This window comes from Sphingomonas colocasiae, assembly GCF_019880585.1.
Taxonomy (GTDB): domain Bacteria; phylum Pseudomonadota; class Alphaproteobacteria; order Sphingomonadales; family Sphingomonadaceae; genus Sphingobium_A; species Sphingobium_A colocasiae.
In genome coordinates this window covers 128,931-144,535 of sequence record NZ_JAINVV010000005.1, presented here as the reverse complement: position 1 = coordinate 144,535, position 15,605 = coordinate 128,931, and the positions used below count along the sequence as shown (strand labels likewise).

Sequence of the window (15,605 nt, the reverse complement as noted above, 5' to 3'; positions counted from 1 at the left end):
AAGCCTTCGAGAATGGCGACAGCCCGGAATCGAAGCGCAAGGCGCAGGAAGGTCGCGATCTTCGCAACGAAGGCCGCATCGAGGACGGCAAGCCGCCCAAGACAGGCGTGCCCGGCACCGAAGACTGAAACATGTCGCCACAGTGACCGATCAGGGCCCGCGCAAGCGGGCCCTTTTCATTGCGCGGGGGGCGGCAGGCTTCGCGGCCCGGCCCGAGGCATTGGGCATATGGTGCAGCGCAAGGTGCCCGTGACGGGCCGCCTTGTGCGCATAAGCAGCGCTTCCACCCGTCTGACAACCCATACCCGCGATCGGGCGCGCCGCCAGACCGATTGTCTCGGGCGACGCGTGCTTCGCTCCCGATCTCCGCCCGGCCGCCGCCGCGATCACCGCGCTTCACCGCTTGCCGGGTGGATCTGGCGCGCCGGTCGGTGCGGTTCGGCTGGACGTCAGTTCGCTTCGCAGGCGCCGATCGCGCTATTTTGTCAGGAACCGCACGCCGATGCGAAACGCGCGTCCGAGAAAATCGCTCTGCTGATTGTTCGCCTGTATATCGCCGACCGGGATCAGGATCGGGTCCCGGTCGAGCAGGTTGGTCACGTTCAGGAACAATTCGCCCTTCGCGCGACCGACCTCGATCCTGGATGTGAGGTTGAGATCGGCGTAGAAGGCGCCGGCCACCCTGTTGTCATCGACGGTCTGGAATTGCGTCGTCGTCACCGGGCATCCGGTCTGGCATTCGATATTGGTGTTCAGGTACACGCCGGCCCCGACGCCGCGGCCGGTGGCCGTGACCGAGAAGCGCCGGGTGTCCAGGGTCGCGGAAACGCGGTACAGCCATTTCGGCGTGGCGGGCGAGTTCTGGGCCGTGCTGCCGAGCGCGCCGACGGAATTGATCGGCACGAGGCCGGGAATGCCGGTGTTGAGGATATTGTCGATGTTGCGGGTGGTCAGCGCACGCAGCGCCAATATATTGCCGGACCCGAGCGGCGTGCGATAGCTCAGCTCGAAGTCGACGCCCCTGACGAGCTGGCTGGCAAGGTTGAACGGCTTGGTGCGGAACAGGAGCTGCGCCGGGTTCGACGGATCGACATTGTAGGCCGCGCAGAATTCCTGCTGCCCCTGGAAACAGAGATTGATGATGTCCTGCGGTCCGAAGCTGCCGATCGCGTTCCTGAGATCGATCCGGAAATAATCGACCGATGCGGAGAAGCCGGGCAGGAAGCGCGGCTGGAGCACCACGCCCAGATTGAGCGACTGCGCGACTTCCGGCGTCAGGTCCGTATTGCCCGTGGTCGTCGAGAGCACGGGGACGCTCAACAGCGGCGGGGCACCGGTGACCGGGTTGTTGCGGAACGGATCGTTGATGACGGTCGTCTGGGTCCGGCCCGCGGCGAAGAACTCCGCCAGGTTCGGCGCCCGGATATCCCGCGAGCGGGTGACGCGGAACCGGATGTCGGGGATGGGCTGCCAGGTGGCGCCCACTTTCCAGGTGGCGACGGTGCCTGACGTGGAATAGTCGGTGGCCCGCGCCGCGCCGTTCAGCTCCAGCCCCAGCCCGACCGGTATGACCGTCTCGAGATAGGCCTCCTTGACCTGGTAGCTGCCGATATTGGGCAGGTAGTTGCCGACACCCCAGCCGCTCTGGAACTCCGTGGGAACGAAGCCGGTGATCTGTTCCTTGCGATATTCGGCGCCGACGGCGAGGCTCACGTCGCCCGCCCAGGTGGCGAACGGCGTGACGGACAGGTTGAGGCCGGCGACGGTCTGTTCGATCTTCTGTTCGCGGTAGGGATCGCCCAGCACGTAATTGATCGCCGCCTGGCTGGCGACGCCGGTTCCCAGCTGGTTGAGCGGCTGGCACCCATTGCCCGGCGCGCTCAGCGACGAACGGCAGACGATCGTGCCGGTGGGAACGCCGAGCGCGTTTCCGGCGGGCGCGAACACCGCGTCCGCGGCCAGCGCCAGCCTGGCCGTGTTCGTGATGTCATACAGCTGCTCGCGCGTGTCGGCGCGGCCATATTGAGCATAGACGTCCCATTTCGCGGGCTTGCCGAACAGCTCGAACCCGCCCTCGGCGCCGATCAGGTAGCGCTGGGTTTCGCGGTGGTTGTTGCTCTTGCGAACCCCGAGGTCGTAATTGCTGGTGCCGATCGTGACGGTGTTGATGCCGACGAGCCGCGCGTCGCCCAATGCGTTGCGGAGAAAGGCATTGTCATTGCGCAACGTGACCGACGCGCCCGCCGTCACCGTGCCGTTGCCGCTGCCCACCGAGAACAGGGTTTTCTGGGTGTTGTAGGATGCCTGGGCGAATATCGAGATCGACGGCGACAGTTCGAAACTGACCCGGCCGAACACGCCGCCGCGATCCTCCTGCGCATCGAGGCCGACATTGCGCGTCGAATCGTTCAGCGCCCAGTCTCCGCCGACGGTGCGCACCCCGTCGTTGATGCTGCCATAGGTGTATTGGTTGATCGAACCGCCCGCGCCGAAATAAATGCCGCGCAGGCTGTTCGCCGCGATGCCCGACCCCGCGATCGCGGTCGAACTGTTGATGATTCCCCCCGGCAGCGCGTTCGACACGCCGGCGCCATAGCGTCGCAGGAACTGGGGTTGACCGTTTCCGGCGACATAGGCCGGATTGGCGACCAGGCGGAGACCGCGCTGGTTCCATTCCCGATCGGTCTCGAAGATGCCGTCGCGATGCGCCCATTCGGCGCTCAGCAGGACATGGCCCCGCCCTTCGGCGAACGACATGCCCGCGGCCCCGTTGATGGAGTAGTTGAACCCGTCGCCCCGCTCGGTGACGCCCGTGTCCGCCGACAGCTTGAGCCCCTTGAACTTCCTGTCGAGAACAAAGTTCACCACGCCGGCAACGGCGTCCGAGCCATAGGCCGCCGAGGCGCCGCCGGTCACCACCTGGACGCTGCTGACCAGCGCCTGGGGAAAGGTGTTCACATCGACCAGCCCGCGTTCGCTCGAGGCCACCGAACGGCGGCCGTCGAGCAGCACCAGGGTTCTGGCGGTGACGCCATCGAGGTTGCGGAGATTGATCGTGTTGATGCCCGCAATGCCGTTGCTGAGCGCGGCGCGCGTGTTGCTCGGCCTGACGCTGTTCGCGACGGACGGAAGCTGGTTGACGAAATCCGCGAGATTGTTCGTGGGCGAGGAGTTCTGGATGTCCTGCGCGGTCAGCACCGTCAGCGGCGTGGGCGACTTGTATCCGTCGCGGACGACCCGCGTGCCGGTCACGACGATGTCCGAATTTCCCTCGTCCTGCATGGCGTCCTGGCCGCTTTGGACGGCCTCTCCCGATGCGGGGCCGGACTGCGCGAACGCCGCCTGCGCAACCAGGAGGCCGGCGGTCAGTGCCAGGCCGCTGATGCCCGAACGGAAGGCGCCACCGGCATTGAGTTTCGAGACGTTCATGAGCTCCCTTTCGTGATTGTTGCCGATCGCCTGTGCCGGCGATTTTCGATGTGTGTCCGCTCGCCGTGACGGCGCAGGCGCCGACACGACGGATCCGAGGCCTGGACGGCCTTCAGGTTTTTCGGCCCACCCGCTTGCCCTTGCCGACAGGTGTCAGGCCGGCCGCATCGGCGTTTGGCGCCCCGTGAATGTCATGGCAGTGCGGTGCACCATCGCTTGTAATCCCCCTGGCGTGCCACCCGCGATTCGGTGACGGTTCAACGGTAGGACCCGTCCGGACTCAAACAATTGATTAGTTTGAACATGTCGCTTCGACGCTGTTGAAGTGAACCGATGTCGCGGGTGAGTTCATGCGATTTCCGGCGACGCGCGTCCCCGCTTGACGCTGGGTCTGCCGCATCGCACAAAAAGTCCGTCCGGTCCGTTCGCGCGGACGACGCGCCGCCGGACGGCCGCTCCATCAACGCGAAGGCATCGCATGAAAATCAACTTCGACATGGATCTTCTGAGGACATTGATCGCCTTCGCGGACACGGGCAGCTTCAAGGGGGCGTCCCAGCTTATTTCGCGGACCCAGCCAACGGTCAGCACGCAGATGAAGCGGCTCGAGGAAATCGTGGGCGTGGAATTGTTCGTGAAGCGTGGACGCGACCTCGCCTTCACCGAAAAGGGCAGCCGCTTCGCCCTCCAGGCGCGCCAGATACTGGCGCTTCATGACAAGGTCGTCGACGAATGGCATCACGAGAAGGTGACGGGGGAGGTGCGCCTGGGCATGCCCGACGATTATGCGCCCGTCGTGCTGCCGAAAGTCCTGCAGAATTTCGCCTCGAAATATCACACCGTCTCGCTGGACATTTCGACGAATACGTCACCCGTCCTGATCAGGATGCTGAACGACGGCCAGATCGACATCGCCGTCGTCGCGACCACTGCCCCGCTCGAGGACGATGTCGTGCTGCGGCGTGAGGAGATCGTCTGGGTCACGTCGCCGGATCATCAAACGCACAGGCAATCGCCGCTGGCGCTCGCGCTGTTCTCCGACGAATCGCCGATCTACCGCGCGACGCTGGCGGCGTTGCAACGTTTCCCGGAACGCGAGGACGGCAGCCCGCTTCAGTTCAGGGTGGGCGTCACCAGCAAGAGCTGCGTCGTCCTGACGACGGTTGCCGCGCAGGGATATGCGGTTGCGACCATGGCCCGCAGCGTCGTGCCGGACGGATTGCGCATCCTGACCGAAGCGGATGGTTTTCCCCAGCTCGGGCAGATCGCGCTCGTGTTGCGCGGAACCCCGGACAGCCAGTCGCTGGCCACCTCGCACCTTGCCCAGGAGATCCTCGATTTCTTCAAGGCCGTCCCGCCCGCCGAATAAAGCCTGCGGCAGCGCCCTCGGTGTCCGCGCTCAAGCCGCGGTCACGCTCTGTACGAACGCGCTCGACTTGATCCCGGATCCTGACAGCAGGACGACGGTGGTCTCGCCCGGCCCGATCTCACCCGCTGCAAGCAGGGAGCGGAACGCCGCGTGCGCAACCGCCGATGTCGGCTCGACGAACAGGCCCATTCCGGCAAGCTCGAACAGCGCGGTCGAGATCTCGTCTTCCGAAACCGCCAGCATCCGGCCGTCCGACCGACGGACCGCCTCCAGCACCTGCCGCAGACGAACGGGAAACCGGATCGACGCACCTTCGGCGATAGTCGGGGCCACCGCGATATCGATCGGATCGAAACTGTCGGCCCGATAGGACGCCGCGATCGGCGCGCAATGGGCCGGCTGGGCGCCGAACAGGCGGGGCAGGCGATCGATCTGGCCCGCCGCCAGCAATTCCGAAAAGCCGATGTCGCAGCCAAGGACGTTGCTTCCCGCGCCCGTGGTGATGATCACATTGTCCGGCGCGCGGAAGCCGAGATCCTCCCAGATCTCGTACGCGGTCATCTTCGTGCCCTGAAGGAAGAAGGGATGCCAGTTGTGGCTGGCGTAGAAGATTTCCTCCGCCTGGCGCAGCGCTTCACGTTCGGAGGCGTCGCGCGGTCCGGGGACCAGCTGAACCTCGGCGCCGAACACACGCATCTGCGCGATCTTCGCGGGGGAAGCGCTTTCCGGTGCGAGCACCCTGACCTTCATGCCGGCCGCCGCGCCATAGGCGGCGATCGCCGCACCGCCATTGCCCGAGCTGTCCTCGAGAATGGCCGGGATGCCAAGCTGGCGGAGAAAGGACACCATGACCGAGGCACCCTTGTCCTTGAAGCTGCATGTCGGCGAGAACCATTCCAGCTTGAACAGCGCGCCGCACCCGCCGACGGTCCGCTCGACCATGGGCGTGCAGCCCTCGCCAAGCGAAACAGGCCTGGCGATCTCGACGGGCAGTGCAGCGGCATAGCGCCACAAGGTGCGCGACGATCGGTCGATATCGTCGCGCGAAATGCCCGGCAGCGTTTCGGTCATCAGCGGCGCACCGCTTTCGGCGCGCCAGCGGGGCTGCGCCAGCTCGTACCTCTGCCCGGTCGTCGGATCGATAAACTTCGCTTTGCTCGCTGTCATTTCTTACCCCGGATGCGCTGTGCTCGGAAGGTCCGCCTTCGCATGCGTCCGCTGTGTCGTGCACGGAAACGGCGTTCAAATCAGTAATGTCGAAGCGACGCTTTCAAACTTCGAAATCAAGCGGATGTTGGCGGCAAAGCGGCGAGCCGGGTGCTGGCCTGACGCGTGCCTTTCGATCCCGGACGCACGGGATTCAGGCGTTTCTGACATGAGTCGGGCGATCCCGCTTGTGCGCGATGCCTGTGCGCTGGTTCGGATCGAACTCGCTTCGGACCTGATTCAGTCCGGGAGTAATCCATGGGTTATTCCTCCCGGTTGCGGTGCATCAGCCTTTTGAAAGCCGATGCCGCTGACATATTGCTCGGCTTGGCCGAAAATCGTGAGTCCATGGTCATCACGCAGAATGGAAAGCCAGGGCGGTGATCCTGGCCATCGCGTTCTTCGAGGAGCCCCAGGAACACGCCTTGGTCTCGGTAGGTGCGGTGATCAAATCACCTCGAGGATTTCGCGGAGAGGTGGATGGAGCCAGTCAGCTGCCAAATGCGCAGCCGCCGCCCGCCCTGTCGATGAAGGCATCGCGATCGCGCAATTCGACTGTCGCGGAAAGAAGTTCGACCAGCCAGTTGGTCTCGCGCCCGATAAGGTCGTCGAACAGCTTGAGGCCCATCGAGCGCAGAGGCTGGGTTGCGGCTTCCAGGCTTTTGACAAATGGTGTCGCCGCCTGTTCGACGAACCCGGTCATGTCCTCGACTCCGCACAGCAACAGGAAGGCGCTGAGATCTTCAGGGGTCATCTCATCGAAAAACCGGGCCTGGCCGATGTTGAAGGCGAGCTGGTGGGTGTAGCGGTTGTCGATCCGGATCGGCAGCATGTCGTAAAGCGGCGCCAATCGCGGACGACCGCCCGTATCGTAGAGCAGGGCATGGTTCTTGGCGTGATTGTCGGTGTTGCCGATGCACAGGTTGAACAGGGTCGCGAGGATGAACTCCAGCCGGGCATCCTCCGGTGCATGGGTTCGATCAAGAACCGACAGGACGGCTTCCACGTCGAACTGGCGACCTGGCTTGCCGCGACGCTGATATTTGAGGCCTGGCGGGAAACCGAGCGCCTGCGCGAAATCCTCCTGATGGATGCGGGTGACGATGCCGTCTTCGACCCGACGGTCGAAGCGCTCGATCAGCAGGGCATCATAGTCGCCCACCTTGATGGCCTCGGGGATACTGACCTCGAGATGCGCACTTGCCGCCAGCAGGGCAGCCGCCTCCTCGAGACGTGCCTCGCGACCGTGGCGCCGTTCCGGCACTTTCAGGATATGCGTGGTCGGGACCCGCACGCCGGGTTTCGGAAGTGCGAAGCGCCCATCTGGCATGACCGTCACGGCGAGTTTGCTCTGCACGCCCGCAACCGGTGACGGATCGTTGACATTCGCGGGAAGGCGCCGGAGTTCGGCGAGGTCTCTGACGATCCTGATGATCGTCTTGTCGTCGAGCGGTTCATAATCACCCGCAAGCTCTCCGGGCATTTTAACGGGCGGGGCGCCGACCGGCAGGCAGGATATGGAGCCCGCGCAATCCGCCCCGAAAAGGCGGAGTTGTCCGATCACATCGCCCTGCCGCAGGCCCTCGCGCTCGAGGATGCGCTGGAATTGCGTGTTCTCCGGCAAGAGATTCGCGAAGAAGGCGCGAGTCCGGATATCGTCATAGTGACCGTCGGTCAGCGGCAACGAGAGCGAAAGCGGCGGGCCGTTCGCGGCGAGATAATCTTGTGCGTAGCCAAACTGGCTATTGCCGTCGTTGCCGCGGCTCAAATAGCCGGCGGGCGAGGCGAACCCATCCATCCAGACCGCGAGCGTGTCGGCACTCATCGGCGCGCGGTCGCGAGAAGATCGATGCCGAGCGCCTCACAAACGCTCAGCAAGCGTCCGAATTCAACGGTCGGCTTGCCTGCTTCCACTTCGGATATGAAACGCCGTCCTGTGCCCGCCATCGCCGCCAGTTCGATCTGTGAGAGCTCGCGGCGGCGACGGACCTGTCGTATCATCTCGCCAAGGGCGGCGACCGCTTCGATCCTGAGCAACCCCTCCGACTGTGCCGACGGTGAGGTGAAGGGGACATGCGCTTCCCTTGCCGATATTGGCGCGGCCGCTCTCGGGAGGCTGCGTGCCAGCTCCTCCTCGGGACTATTCGCAGGCTCCGGGCGCAACTTCACTCGAAAGCGTGGTGGCGTCCCGAGTTTCTGCACTTGGGCGACATGCTTACGCAGGGCGGTGGCGGGATTGGCATATCTGATCGCGCGCTGAGGCTTTTCCAAAGCGGAATTATCCGCCTTTCGAACCCGCACATCCGAATCCGCGACAAGCACGCCTTGCACTGCCATGGACAGGCGACTGGATTTGGCGTCGCGCCGAGCTTTGATCTTCATGTTGTGCTCCCGTACAGGAGCCGTAGATAGCAATTTCTGACAGAATGTCAAATTTATGATCCCGAACGGTATCTTTTGGATCCCGAACGGGGCGTGAGCTGCTTGCGGTGGGTAGCGGACAAAATTCTCGCCGGCAGGCATATGTTTGCCCGGATCGGATTTCTGCCAATAGGCTGTTTTGCCGCTACATCATCGCACAGTTCAGCTCGGTGCCGTCGGGGCGCCAGCACAAGGCTTAATAATCATCGGCTTCGCCATCGGCGTTCGCCTCATCGGAAAATTGTGATCAGGAAAAGGGCTCCGCCACCCGGTGGAATGGCGGAGCCCTCCAGGCCCTTTCGCGCCGGCGGGTCTGGAAACCGGCGGCGAAAGGCGAAGCCAGGCGGGACTGATGCAGGATGCCGGCCATGCCGCCGGAATGGCCACCCGGGGGGATGCCTTAGGTCCCGGGCGGAGTGTCACGGCACGGCCTTCATGTTTCCCCCCAATTTTCGCCGGCTTCGCCCGGCCCTTGCCTCTGAAACGAACGAACCGCCGGAATACGCAGGGGCGCCGCCGAATTTTTCGTGTCGGTCCGCGGCATCGACTGCGCGGGGTGCGCTTTTCGGCCGCTCACTCGTCTTCACTTGTGAGGGCGAATGCGCGTGCGCGGCCGTCCCGATGACGACAGGAGCGCGGGAATGATGATCATGGCGATGCTCGCGGCGCTGGTGCCTGCGGAAACCCCGCCCGGCGCGGCGCTGCCGGAGGCACACCGGGCGCTCATCTGCGCGGCGGCGGCCGATGGCGACCCCGTCCTGGCGCGGCGCGTCGCCGGACTTGTCGCGAGGACCGATCCGGCGATGGCGGCGGCGGCCTCGGCGCTCGGCCATGCTGTCGAGGCGGATGGGCGCTGTCCGGACATGGCGGTCGCGCCGTCCGCGTCGCAGTCCCCGGCTTCGGTCTTGTCTTCGCCGGTCTCGTCTTCGGTTCCTCAATCGGCGGTGAAGCCTGGCCAGGCATCGGCTACGGGCGGGTCCGCGAAGGCCGGAGGGCGTCCGTCCGCCGCCGCCCGGGCGGCCGGGCAGACGCCGGCGCAGGCACCCGTCCTCAAGGGGCAGCTCGAGTTCGGGCTGGGCCAGACCACGGGCAACACCGATACCGCCGCCGCCAATATCGCCGCCTCGCTGGCGAGCGATGTCGATGGCTGGAAGCAGAAGCTCAGCGGCGCGCTCGACTATCAGCGTATCGAGGGCTTCGCCGCCAATGAGCGCTATATCGCCGCCTATGACGTGCGCCGCGACCTGTCTGCGGCGGCCTTCATCTCCGGGCTGGTCTCGCTCGAGAGCGACCGGCGTTCGGGCTTCGCGTCGCGTTCCACCCAGAGCCTGGGGTTCGGCGCGAAGCTGGCGCTCGGACAGGATCTGAGCCTCGACCTGTCCGGCGGCCCGTCGCTGAGGCGCACCGACTGGGTGGGCGAGCGCGGCGACGAGCGGATGTTCGGCGCGCGGGGTTCGGCGGCGCTCAACTGGGCGATCTCGCCCGGCTTCAGCTTCGCGGCCAGCACATCGGGGATCTTCGAGGCGGAAAGCGGCACCATCGAGGGGCAGGCGTCGATCACCGGCAAGCTCATCGGGCCGCTCGCGACCCGGCTGCAGGTGAGCGCGCGGCACGAGACCAACGCCTATCCCGGCATGACCCCGACCACGACCTCCAGCCGGGCAAGCATCGTCTACAGTTTCTGAAGCGTTCAGCCCGGATCGCGGGCGCATCGGTTATGGCGGTTTTTCGGGCGTTTCGTTCGGCGCTCCGGTGGGACGGCATGGGTCTCGCAAAAAAAATCGCGTGCCGCAGTTGCGTTTATGCCTGTCTCATTCGTCAGGGACTTGGGGGAGGGAGACGAACCGCGCGGCATGCCGCTCGCGCGCGTTCTCAGGTCTCGTTCCGCCAGGACCAATAGTCGCTTCGCTCGCTGGGTACGGGCAGGCCCCGTTCGGAGAATTTTTCATGTCGATGCCGCGTCGCGCGCCCGTCCGGGCGCTCGTGTCTCTCGCTCTGGCGACGAGCGCCATCCAGCCGCTTGCGGCCGCCCCCAAACCGGCCGCCGCCCAGCCCGCGGCGCGTGCCGCCGTCGATCCGCTGCTCGCTCGGATCGACATCCCGCAGACGACCTTCCGCCTGCCCAACGGCCTGACCGTCATCGTGCATGAGGATCACAAGGCGCCTGTCGTCGCGGTCTCGGTCTGGTACGGGATCGGCTCGGCGCACGAGCCGGCCGGCAAGACCGGGTTCGCGCATCTCTTCGAGCATCTGATGTTCAACGGCTCGAAGAATTTCAACAAGGACTGGTTCGGGCCTTTGCAGGAGGTCGGCGCGACCAATCTCAACGGCACGACCTCGTTCGACCGCACCAACTATTACCAGACCGTCCCCAAGACCGCGCTCGACCGCGTGCTGTGGATGGAATCCGACCGCATGATCTATCTGCTCGACGCGATCGACCAGGCACGGCTCGACGAGCAGCGCGCGGTGGTCAAGAACGAGAAGCGCCAGGGCGAGAACAAGCCCTTCGGCAAGGTCGGCGACGTCCAGTTCGCGACGATCTTCCCCGAAGGCCATGGCTATCATCACACGCCGATCGGCTCGATGGAGGATCTCGACGCCGCGAGCCTCGACGATGTGAAGAACTGGTTCACCACCAATTACGGCGCGACCAACACCGTGCTGGTGCTCTCGGGGGATATCACGGTCGCCGAGGCCAAGGAGAAGGTGGCGCGCTATTTCGGGTCGGCGCGTCCGGGCGAGCCGCTGCCCAAGCCGCAGCAGGACGTGCCGGTCAGGGCGAGCAACGCCGAGGTCCGCATGAAGGACAATATCGCGCAGGTGAACCTCATGCGTGACTGGGCGACGCCCGGACGCGAGGGGGCCGACGCGCCCGCGCTCGACATGGCCGCCTTCGTGCTCGGCAATGGCCGCAACTCCAGGCTCTACAAGGCGCTGGTCGAGGGCAAGGCGCTTGCGACCTCGGCTTCGGCGAGCCTGTCCGAGCTTGAACTGGCCGGCACATTCGGGATCCATGTCGTGCTGAAGCCCGGCGCGAGCGAGGCGGAGGCCGCAGCGGAGGTCGATCGCGTCGTCGCCGAGTTCCTGAAGACCGGCCCGACCGAGGCCGAACTGCAGCGCGCGCGCACCAAGATCAACGCATCCTATGTCCGCATGCTCGAGACCGTCGACGGCAAGGCGAGCATCCTCGCCGAGGCGCATCTCTATGGCGGCGACGCCAATCGCTGGAAGACCCGGCTGGTGCGCCAGAACCAGGTGACCGCGCCGCAGGTGCTCGCCGCCGCGCGGGCCTGGCTGGGTCATGGCTATACGCAGATGGTGGTCGAACCCTTCGGCCGTTATGCGAGCGCGCCCGACACGGTGGATCGTTCGACCGGCGTGCCCGCGGTCACCTCCACGCCGGATCTCGTCTGGCCGACGATCGAGCGCACGACCCTCTCCAACGGCATGCCGGTCGTGTTCGTGAAGCGCGACAGCGTGCCGGTCGTCAATGTGGCGCTCAATTTCGCGGGCGGCACCGCGGGCGCCGTCGCCATGGGCAAGGGCGGGGCGGGTATCGCCGAGTTCGCGCTGGGTGGCCTTGACGACGGCGCCGCCGGCCGGACGAGTGGCGAGATCGCGGGCATGTTCGAGGATCTCGGTGCGACGTTCGGCGCGACCGCGGGCGTCGACAGCGCGACCATTTCCTTCTCGGCGCTGTCGAGCAAGCTGCCCGAGACGGTCGCGCTCGCCGCCAGCCTCATCCGCCAGCCCGATTTTCCGCAGGTCGAGCTCGAGCGCGCCAAGACCAACGCGCTGGCCGGCATCGAGCAGAGCAAGGCGTCGGCCGGCGGCAAGGCCGGGCGCATCCTTGCCCCCACCATGTTCGGTCCGACCCATCCCTATGGCATGGTGCCCGACGAGGCGGCGGTGAAGGCGGTGAAGCGCGCCGACCTCCAGGCCTATATGGCCGAATGGATCCGGCCCGAGGGCGCCACCATCTTCGTCGTCGGTGCGACCAGCCTCGCCGAGATCAAGCCGCTGCTCGAGACCGCCTTCGGCAACTGGAAGGGGACGGGGTCGGCCCGGACCATCAGCTATCCCGCGGTTCCCGCCGTCACCGGCACGCGTGTCATCCTGGTCGACCAGCCCGGCGCGCCGCAGAGCGAAATCCGCGCCGTGCTGCCGGGCCCCAAGGGGCTCGCAAGCGACGAGGAGGCGCTGTCGGCGATGAACGTGCCCCTGGGCGGCGCGTTCACCTCACGCATCAACATGAACCTGCGCGAGGCCAAGGGCTGGAGCTATGGCGCGCGTTCCTCGCTTTCGAGCGAGAGGGACCAGCGCATCTTCACCGTGTCGGCCCCCGTCCAGACCGACAAGACCGCCGAGGCGATCACCGAGATCAGGAAGGAGCTGGAGGCCTATCTGAAGGACAGGCCGGTGACCGCGGCGGAAGTGGCGGATGCGACGAAGCAGGTCGTGCGCGCGCTGCCCGGCCAGTACGAGACCGGCGGCGCGGTGCTCGGTTCGATGGTCGGCTATCATGTCCGCGGCCGGCCGCTCGACTATCCGGCGAGTGCCAAGGCACGCTGGGAAGCGCTGGATGTCGCCCGGGTCGAGGCGGCGGCGCGGCAGGTGATCGATCCGACGCGCATCACCTGGATCGTGGTCGGCGATTTGTCGAAGATCGAGGCGCCGATCCGCGCGCTGGGGCTGGGGCCGGTGACGGTCAGGACGGTTGATTGACGGGCTTCGGCGGGGTGCCTGCTACGCCCCGCCGGAGACATGCGCGGGCGCGCTGGAAGCCAGGGGGCGATCCGGCGCGTCGTAACAGGACGGGGAGGACCATATGCACAGGATGTTGAACGGGCTGGCCGCGATCGGCCTGCTCATGGGCGGCGCTGAGGCGGCCCAGGCCAAGGGCGTCGTCGCCGAGCTGAACGGCGCGCGCGCCTCGGGCGTCTGGGGCGGCGAGATCGGGATGGGCTATGAGGTCTCGGCAGGCGGGTTCGCGCTGCGGCCGATGGCGGGCATGCTCGTCTACAAGGGCGACAATGACCGCTATTACCGCGACGACCTGGCGAACGGCCAGTCGCGCTGCCGGGATTCGACGAACGGCCAGTTCGCCTCGGACTCCAGATGCATGAATGTCGCGGCGAGGGTCTATGCGCGGCTCGAGGCGACCTACAATATCTCCGGTGTGGGCGAAGTGGGTGGTGGTGCGCGCTATTCGGGCGGGAAGGTGCGGGGCTATGGCACCATCGGCAAGCCGATCGGTCCGGTGCTCAGTCTCAAGGCCAATGTCGGCGACCGCTATTATGCGCTGGGACTGCGCGCGGGCTTCTGACCCGATGCCTCCGGTTCGCCGGTCGCCATCGCGGCGGGGGCGGGGCGGGCGGTCGCCCTGAGGCCCTGCCGCGGCTGCCGGCTAGGGGAAGAATTCTGTGTGAACCTCACCCGTCCGGCCGTAATAAAGCACCCGGCGTCCCGGAAATGAAACCATATATCCGGCGCAACCGGCCTGCTTCGCCGCCTCGCTGAAGGCCGCATAGGAATAGGACGGATCGCCGGACTGCGCCCAGCGGACGAGTTCGGCGAGCTTTCCCACGCGCAGGTCGGGCTGCACCGGTCCGGCATAGGGGTGGATCGCCAGCACCGCGCTGTCACCATCGGGCAGGTAGACGGTCTGCCGGCCGGTGCGGTAGTTCACCTCATAGCCTTCGAAACCTGCCCTCATCAGCGTGTCGATAATGGCGGGAAAATCCATGCTTCCGTCGTGCGCGGCCTCCAGGCATCGAAGTGCCACGGCGACCAGTTGTGCGTCCATGTCGATTTCCTTTGGTCAGGCGTGTCGGTGGCGGTCAGTCGACCGGGATGCGGTTTATCCCGTGCCGCGAGATCAGCGTTCGAAGCAGGCTCCGGAGCCGGGCCCTGTCCTGCGTCGACAGCACATTGAAGAAGTCAGCGTCGTTGGCGTCGGCGATCGCCGCCAGGACAGGGATTTTTTCGCGTCCTTCGGCGGTGAGCGAAAGACTTTGGGCGCGCTTGTCACCGGGATTGTCCCTCCGATCCACCAGGCCCTTCGAGACGAGGCGGTCCGCCAGCTTGCTGACCGCGGCCTTCGACAGTCCCATGTGGCGGGCGAGACTGGTCGGTGCCGCGCCGTCCGCATCGTAGAGCGTGCGCATCAGCGTCCACTCCGCCACCGTCACGCCTTCGCGTCCGACCCGCCGCGCGAACGCCTGCGACACGCAGTTCGATACCATGCGCATCAGAAACCCGCTGTGGCTGCCCAGATCGGCGACCGCCATGATCGACTCCCTATATAGTTGACTAGGAAACTATATAGGGCGATGCCTGGGGTCAATCGTGCTCGCGGGCCTCCCGGGTTCAGCCCCGGGCAGCAGCCCCGGCGGCGCCTCGCTTCGCTCGGGATCAGGCGTTTCAAGGAGGCTGACCTTCACAGCGCGATCCGGCCACTTTCGGCTGAAGGGGGCAAAGCTCACGCCTGTCTGTCGCCGTGGCGAATTCGCTGACTATCAATTAAGGCAGGTATTCAAAAAGTATAAGTTTTTAATTTATGATGGGTCCATTGGGTGCTTCGTGAATAAAATCTCTTTTGGAATTAGGATCAGTATCCAAAGAGGGGGCTATCTGCGCTCCAATAAATCCCCGACAAAATGTTTTCCCGTCTTTGCTTGACATTCTGTGGGTTTCTGGTCGACTTCCGACATACCTGCACCAATAAACTTTCCCCATGGCGTCCACTTTTACATGCAGCAAGCTGTAGCTTGATCTGCCAGAGGAGTCGATCTGCCCTCCAACCGGAGAAAATCCAGAAATAAAAATCGCAAAAATCAGTAGAATTGCTGGATCTGGTAGGGGTCTGTAGAGATTAATCACCCGTAAGCCTCGTTTGGTCGTTGGCGTGGGTCCGCTCTTAACACCTTTTGGCGGTGCCAAACAAGCTATGAGGTGAACGTGACACTGGATCCGCGTATAACATCATTCATAGATATCTCGTCGTATACGGCGGGTTTCGGTTATAGAATAGAGGCTGGAGCACCTGACCATGATTGTGATCGATTCACTAAATGATCTATGTGAATATTCCAGTTTTCATGGAATGTTTGAACGATCTCAATTCAATTTTATGTCGGATATGAACGGGCATAAGAAGCTGTACGCTGCAAATGCA

The 15,605-nt window shown here is 64.9% G+C and carries 10 protein-coding genes; 4 read left to right on the top strand and 6 right to left on the bottom strand.

Annotated elements, in window-relative coordinates:
• Window positions 1-477 precede the first annotated feature (477 nt).
• On the bottom strand, window positions 478-3,429 hold the full coding sequence (locus tag K7G82_RS13345) for a TonB-dependent receptor domain-containing protein (RefSeq protein ID WP_222990399.1): 2,952 nt from the start codon (window positions 3,427-3,429) through the stop codon (window positions 478-480).
• A 478-nt stretch (window positions 3,430-3,907) separates the two neighbouring features.
• Between K7G82_RS13345 and K7G82_RS13340 the strand changes: the two genes are divergently transcribed.
• Entirely contained in the window at window positions 3,908-4,798 is an 891-nt protein-coding gene (locus K7G82_RS13340; protein WP_222990398.1) for a LysR substrate-binding domain-containing protein, read from the top strand.
• A 30-nt stretch (window positions 4,799-4,828) separates the two neighbouring features.
• Here K7G82_RS13340 and K7G82_RS13335 read toward each other — a convergent pair whose 3' ends face one another.
• From K7G82_RS13335 to K7G82_RS13325, 3 genes are all read right to left on the bottom strand, one after another.
• A complete protein-coding gene (locus K7G82_RS13335) occupies window positions 4,829-5,965 on the bottom strand; it encodes a threonine synthase (RefSeq protein ID WP_222990397.1) in 1,137 nt (378 codons plus the stop codon).
• 529 nt (window positions 5,966-6,494) lie between these two features.
• A complete protein-coding gene (locus K7G82_RS13330; protein ID WP_222990396.1) occupies window positions 6,495-7,829 on the bottom strand; it encodes a HipA domain-containing protein in 1,335 nt (444 codons plus the stop codon).
• Entirely contained in the window at window positions 7,826-8,386 is a 561-nt protein-coding gene (locus K7G82_RS13325; RefSeq protein WP_222990395.1) for a helix-turn-helix domain-containing protein, read from the bottom strand. Before K7G82_RS13325 ends, K7G82_RS13330 begins: the two co-directional genes overlap by 4 nt.
• A gap of 680 nt (window positions 8,387-9,066) precedes the next feature.
• On the opposite strand from K7G82_RS13325, the gene K7G82_RS13320 reads away from it, so the two are divergent.
• The 3 genes from K7G82_RS13320 to K7G82_RS13310 all read left to right on the top strand — a co-directional run bounded on the left by K7G82_RS13320 (window position 9,067) and on the right by K7G82_RS13310 (window position 13,754).
• Window positions 9,067-10,110 (top strand): DUF481 domain-containing protein, encoded by a 1,044-nt coding sequence (locus K7G82_RS13320; protein ID WP_222990394.1) that lies wholly within the window; start codon window positions 9,067-9,069, stop codon window positions 10,108-10,110.
• Window positions 10,111-10,372: 262 nt separating this feature from the next.
• Window positions 10,373-13,153, top strand: coding sequence for a M16 family metallopeptidase (locus tag K7G82_RS13315; RefSeq protein WP_222990393.1), 2,781 nt, complete (start codon window positions 10,373-10,375; stop codon window positions 13,151-13,153).
• 103 nt (window positions 13,154-13,256) lie between these two features.
• Window positions 13,257-13,754: a hypothetical protein gene (locus K7G82_RS13310; RefSeq protein ID WP_246623531.1), complete on the top strand. Its 498-nt coding sequence runs from the start codon at window positions 13,257-13,259 to the stop codon at window positions 13,752-13,754.
• 81 nt (window positions 13,755-13,835) lie between these two features.
• Here the strand turns inward: K7G82_RS13310 and K7G82_RS13305 are convergent, their stop codons facing one another.
• Window positions 13,836-14,234 (bottom strand): DUF1398 domain-containing protein, encoded by a 399-nt coding sequence (locus K7G82_RS13305; protein ID WP_222990392.1) that lies wholly within the window; start codon window positions 14,232-14,234, stop codon window positions 13,836-13,838.
• Between the two features lie 34 nt (window positions 14,235-14,268).
• Window positions 14,269-14,718: a MarR family winged helix-turn-helix transcriptional regulator gene (locus tag K7G82_RS13300; protein ID WP_222990391.1), complete on the bottom strand. Its 450-nt coding sequence runs from the start codon at window positions 14,716-14,718 to the stop codon at window positions 14,269-14,271.
• Between the last annotated feature and the right edge of the window lie 887 nt (window positions 14,719-15,605).

Excerpts from the sequence above, each read along its gene's own strand:
- K7G82_RS13345 (WP_222990399.1), bottom strand. The coding sequence starts at position 3,429 with ATGAACGTCTCGAAACTCAATGCCGGTGGCGCCTTCCGTTCGGGCATC.
- K7G82_RS13340 (WP_222990398.1), top strand. The coding sequence starts at position 3,908 with ATGAAAATCAACTTCGACATGGATCTTCTGAGGACATTGATCGCCTTC.
- K7G82_RS13335 (WP_222990397.1), bottom strand. The coding sequence starts at position 5,965 with ATGACAGCGAGCAAAGCGAAGTTTATCGATCCGACGACCGGGCAGAGG.
- K7G82_RS13330 (WP_222990396.1), bottom strand. The coding sequence starts at position 7,829 with ATGAGTGCCGACACGCTCGCGGTCTGGATGGATGGGTTCGCCTCGCCC.
- K7G82_RS13325 (WP_222990395.1), bottom strand. The coding sequence starts at position 8,386 with ATGAAGATCAAAGCTCGGCGCGACGCCAAATCCAGTCGCCTGTCCATG.
- K7G82_RS13320 (WP_222990394.1), top strand. The coding sequence starts at position 9,067 with ATGATGATCATGGCGATGCTCGCGGCGCTGGTGCCTGCGGAAACCCCG.
- K7G82_RS13315 (WP_222990393.1), top strand. The coding sequence starts at position 10,373 with ATGTCGATGCCGCGTCGCGCGCCCGTCCGGGCGCTCGTGTCTCTCGCT.
- K7G82_RS13310 (WP_246623531.1), top strand. The coding sequence starts at position 13,257 with ATGCACAGGATGTTGAACGGGCTGGCCGCGATCGGCCTGCTCATGGGC.
- K7G82_RS13305 (WP_222990392.1), bottom strand. The coding sequence starts at position 14,234 with ATGGACGCACAACTGGTCGCCGTGGCACTTCGATGCCTGGAGGCCGCG.
- K7G82_RS13300 (WP_222990391.1), bottom strand. The coding sequence starts at position 14,718 with ATGGCGGTCGCCGATCTGGGCAGCCACAGCGGGTTTCTGATGCGCATG.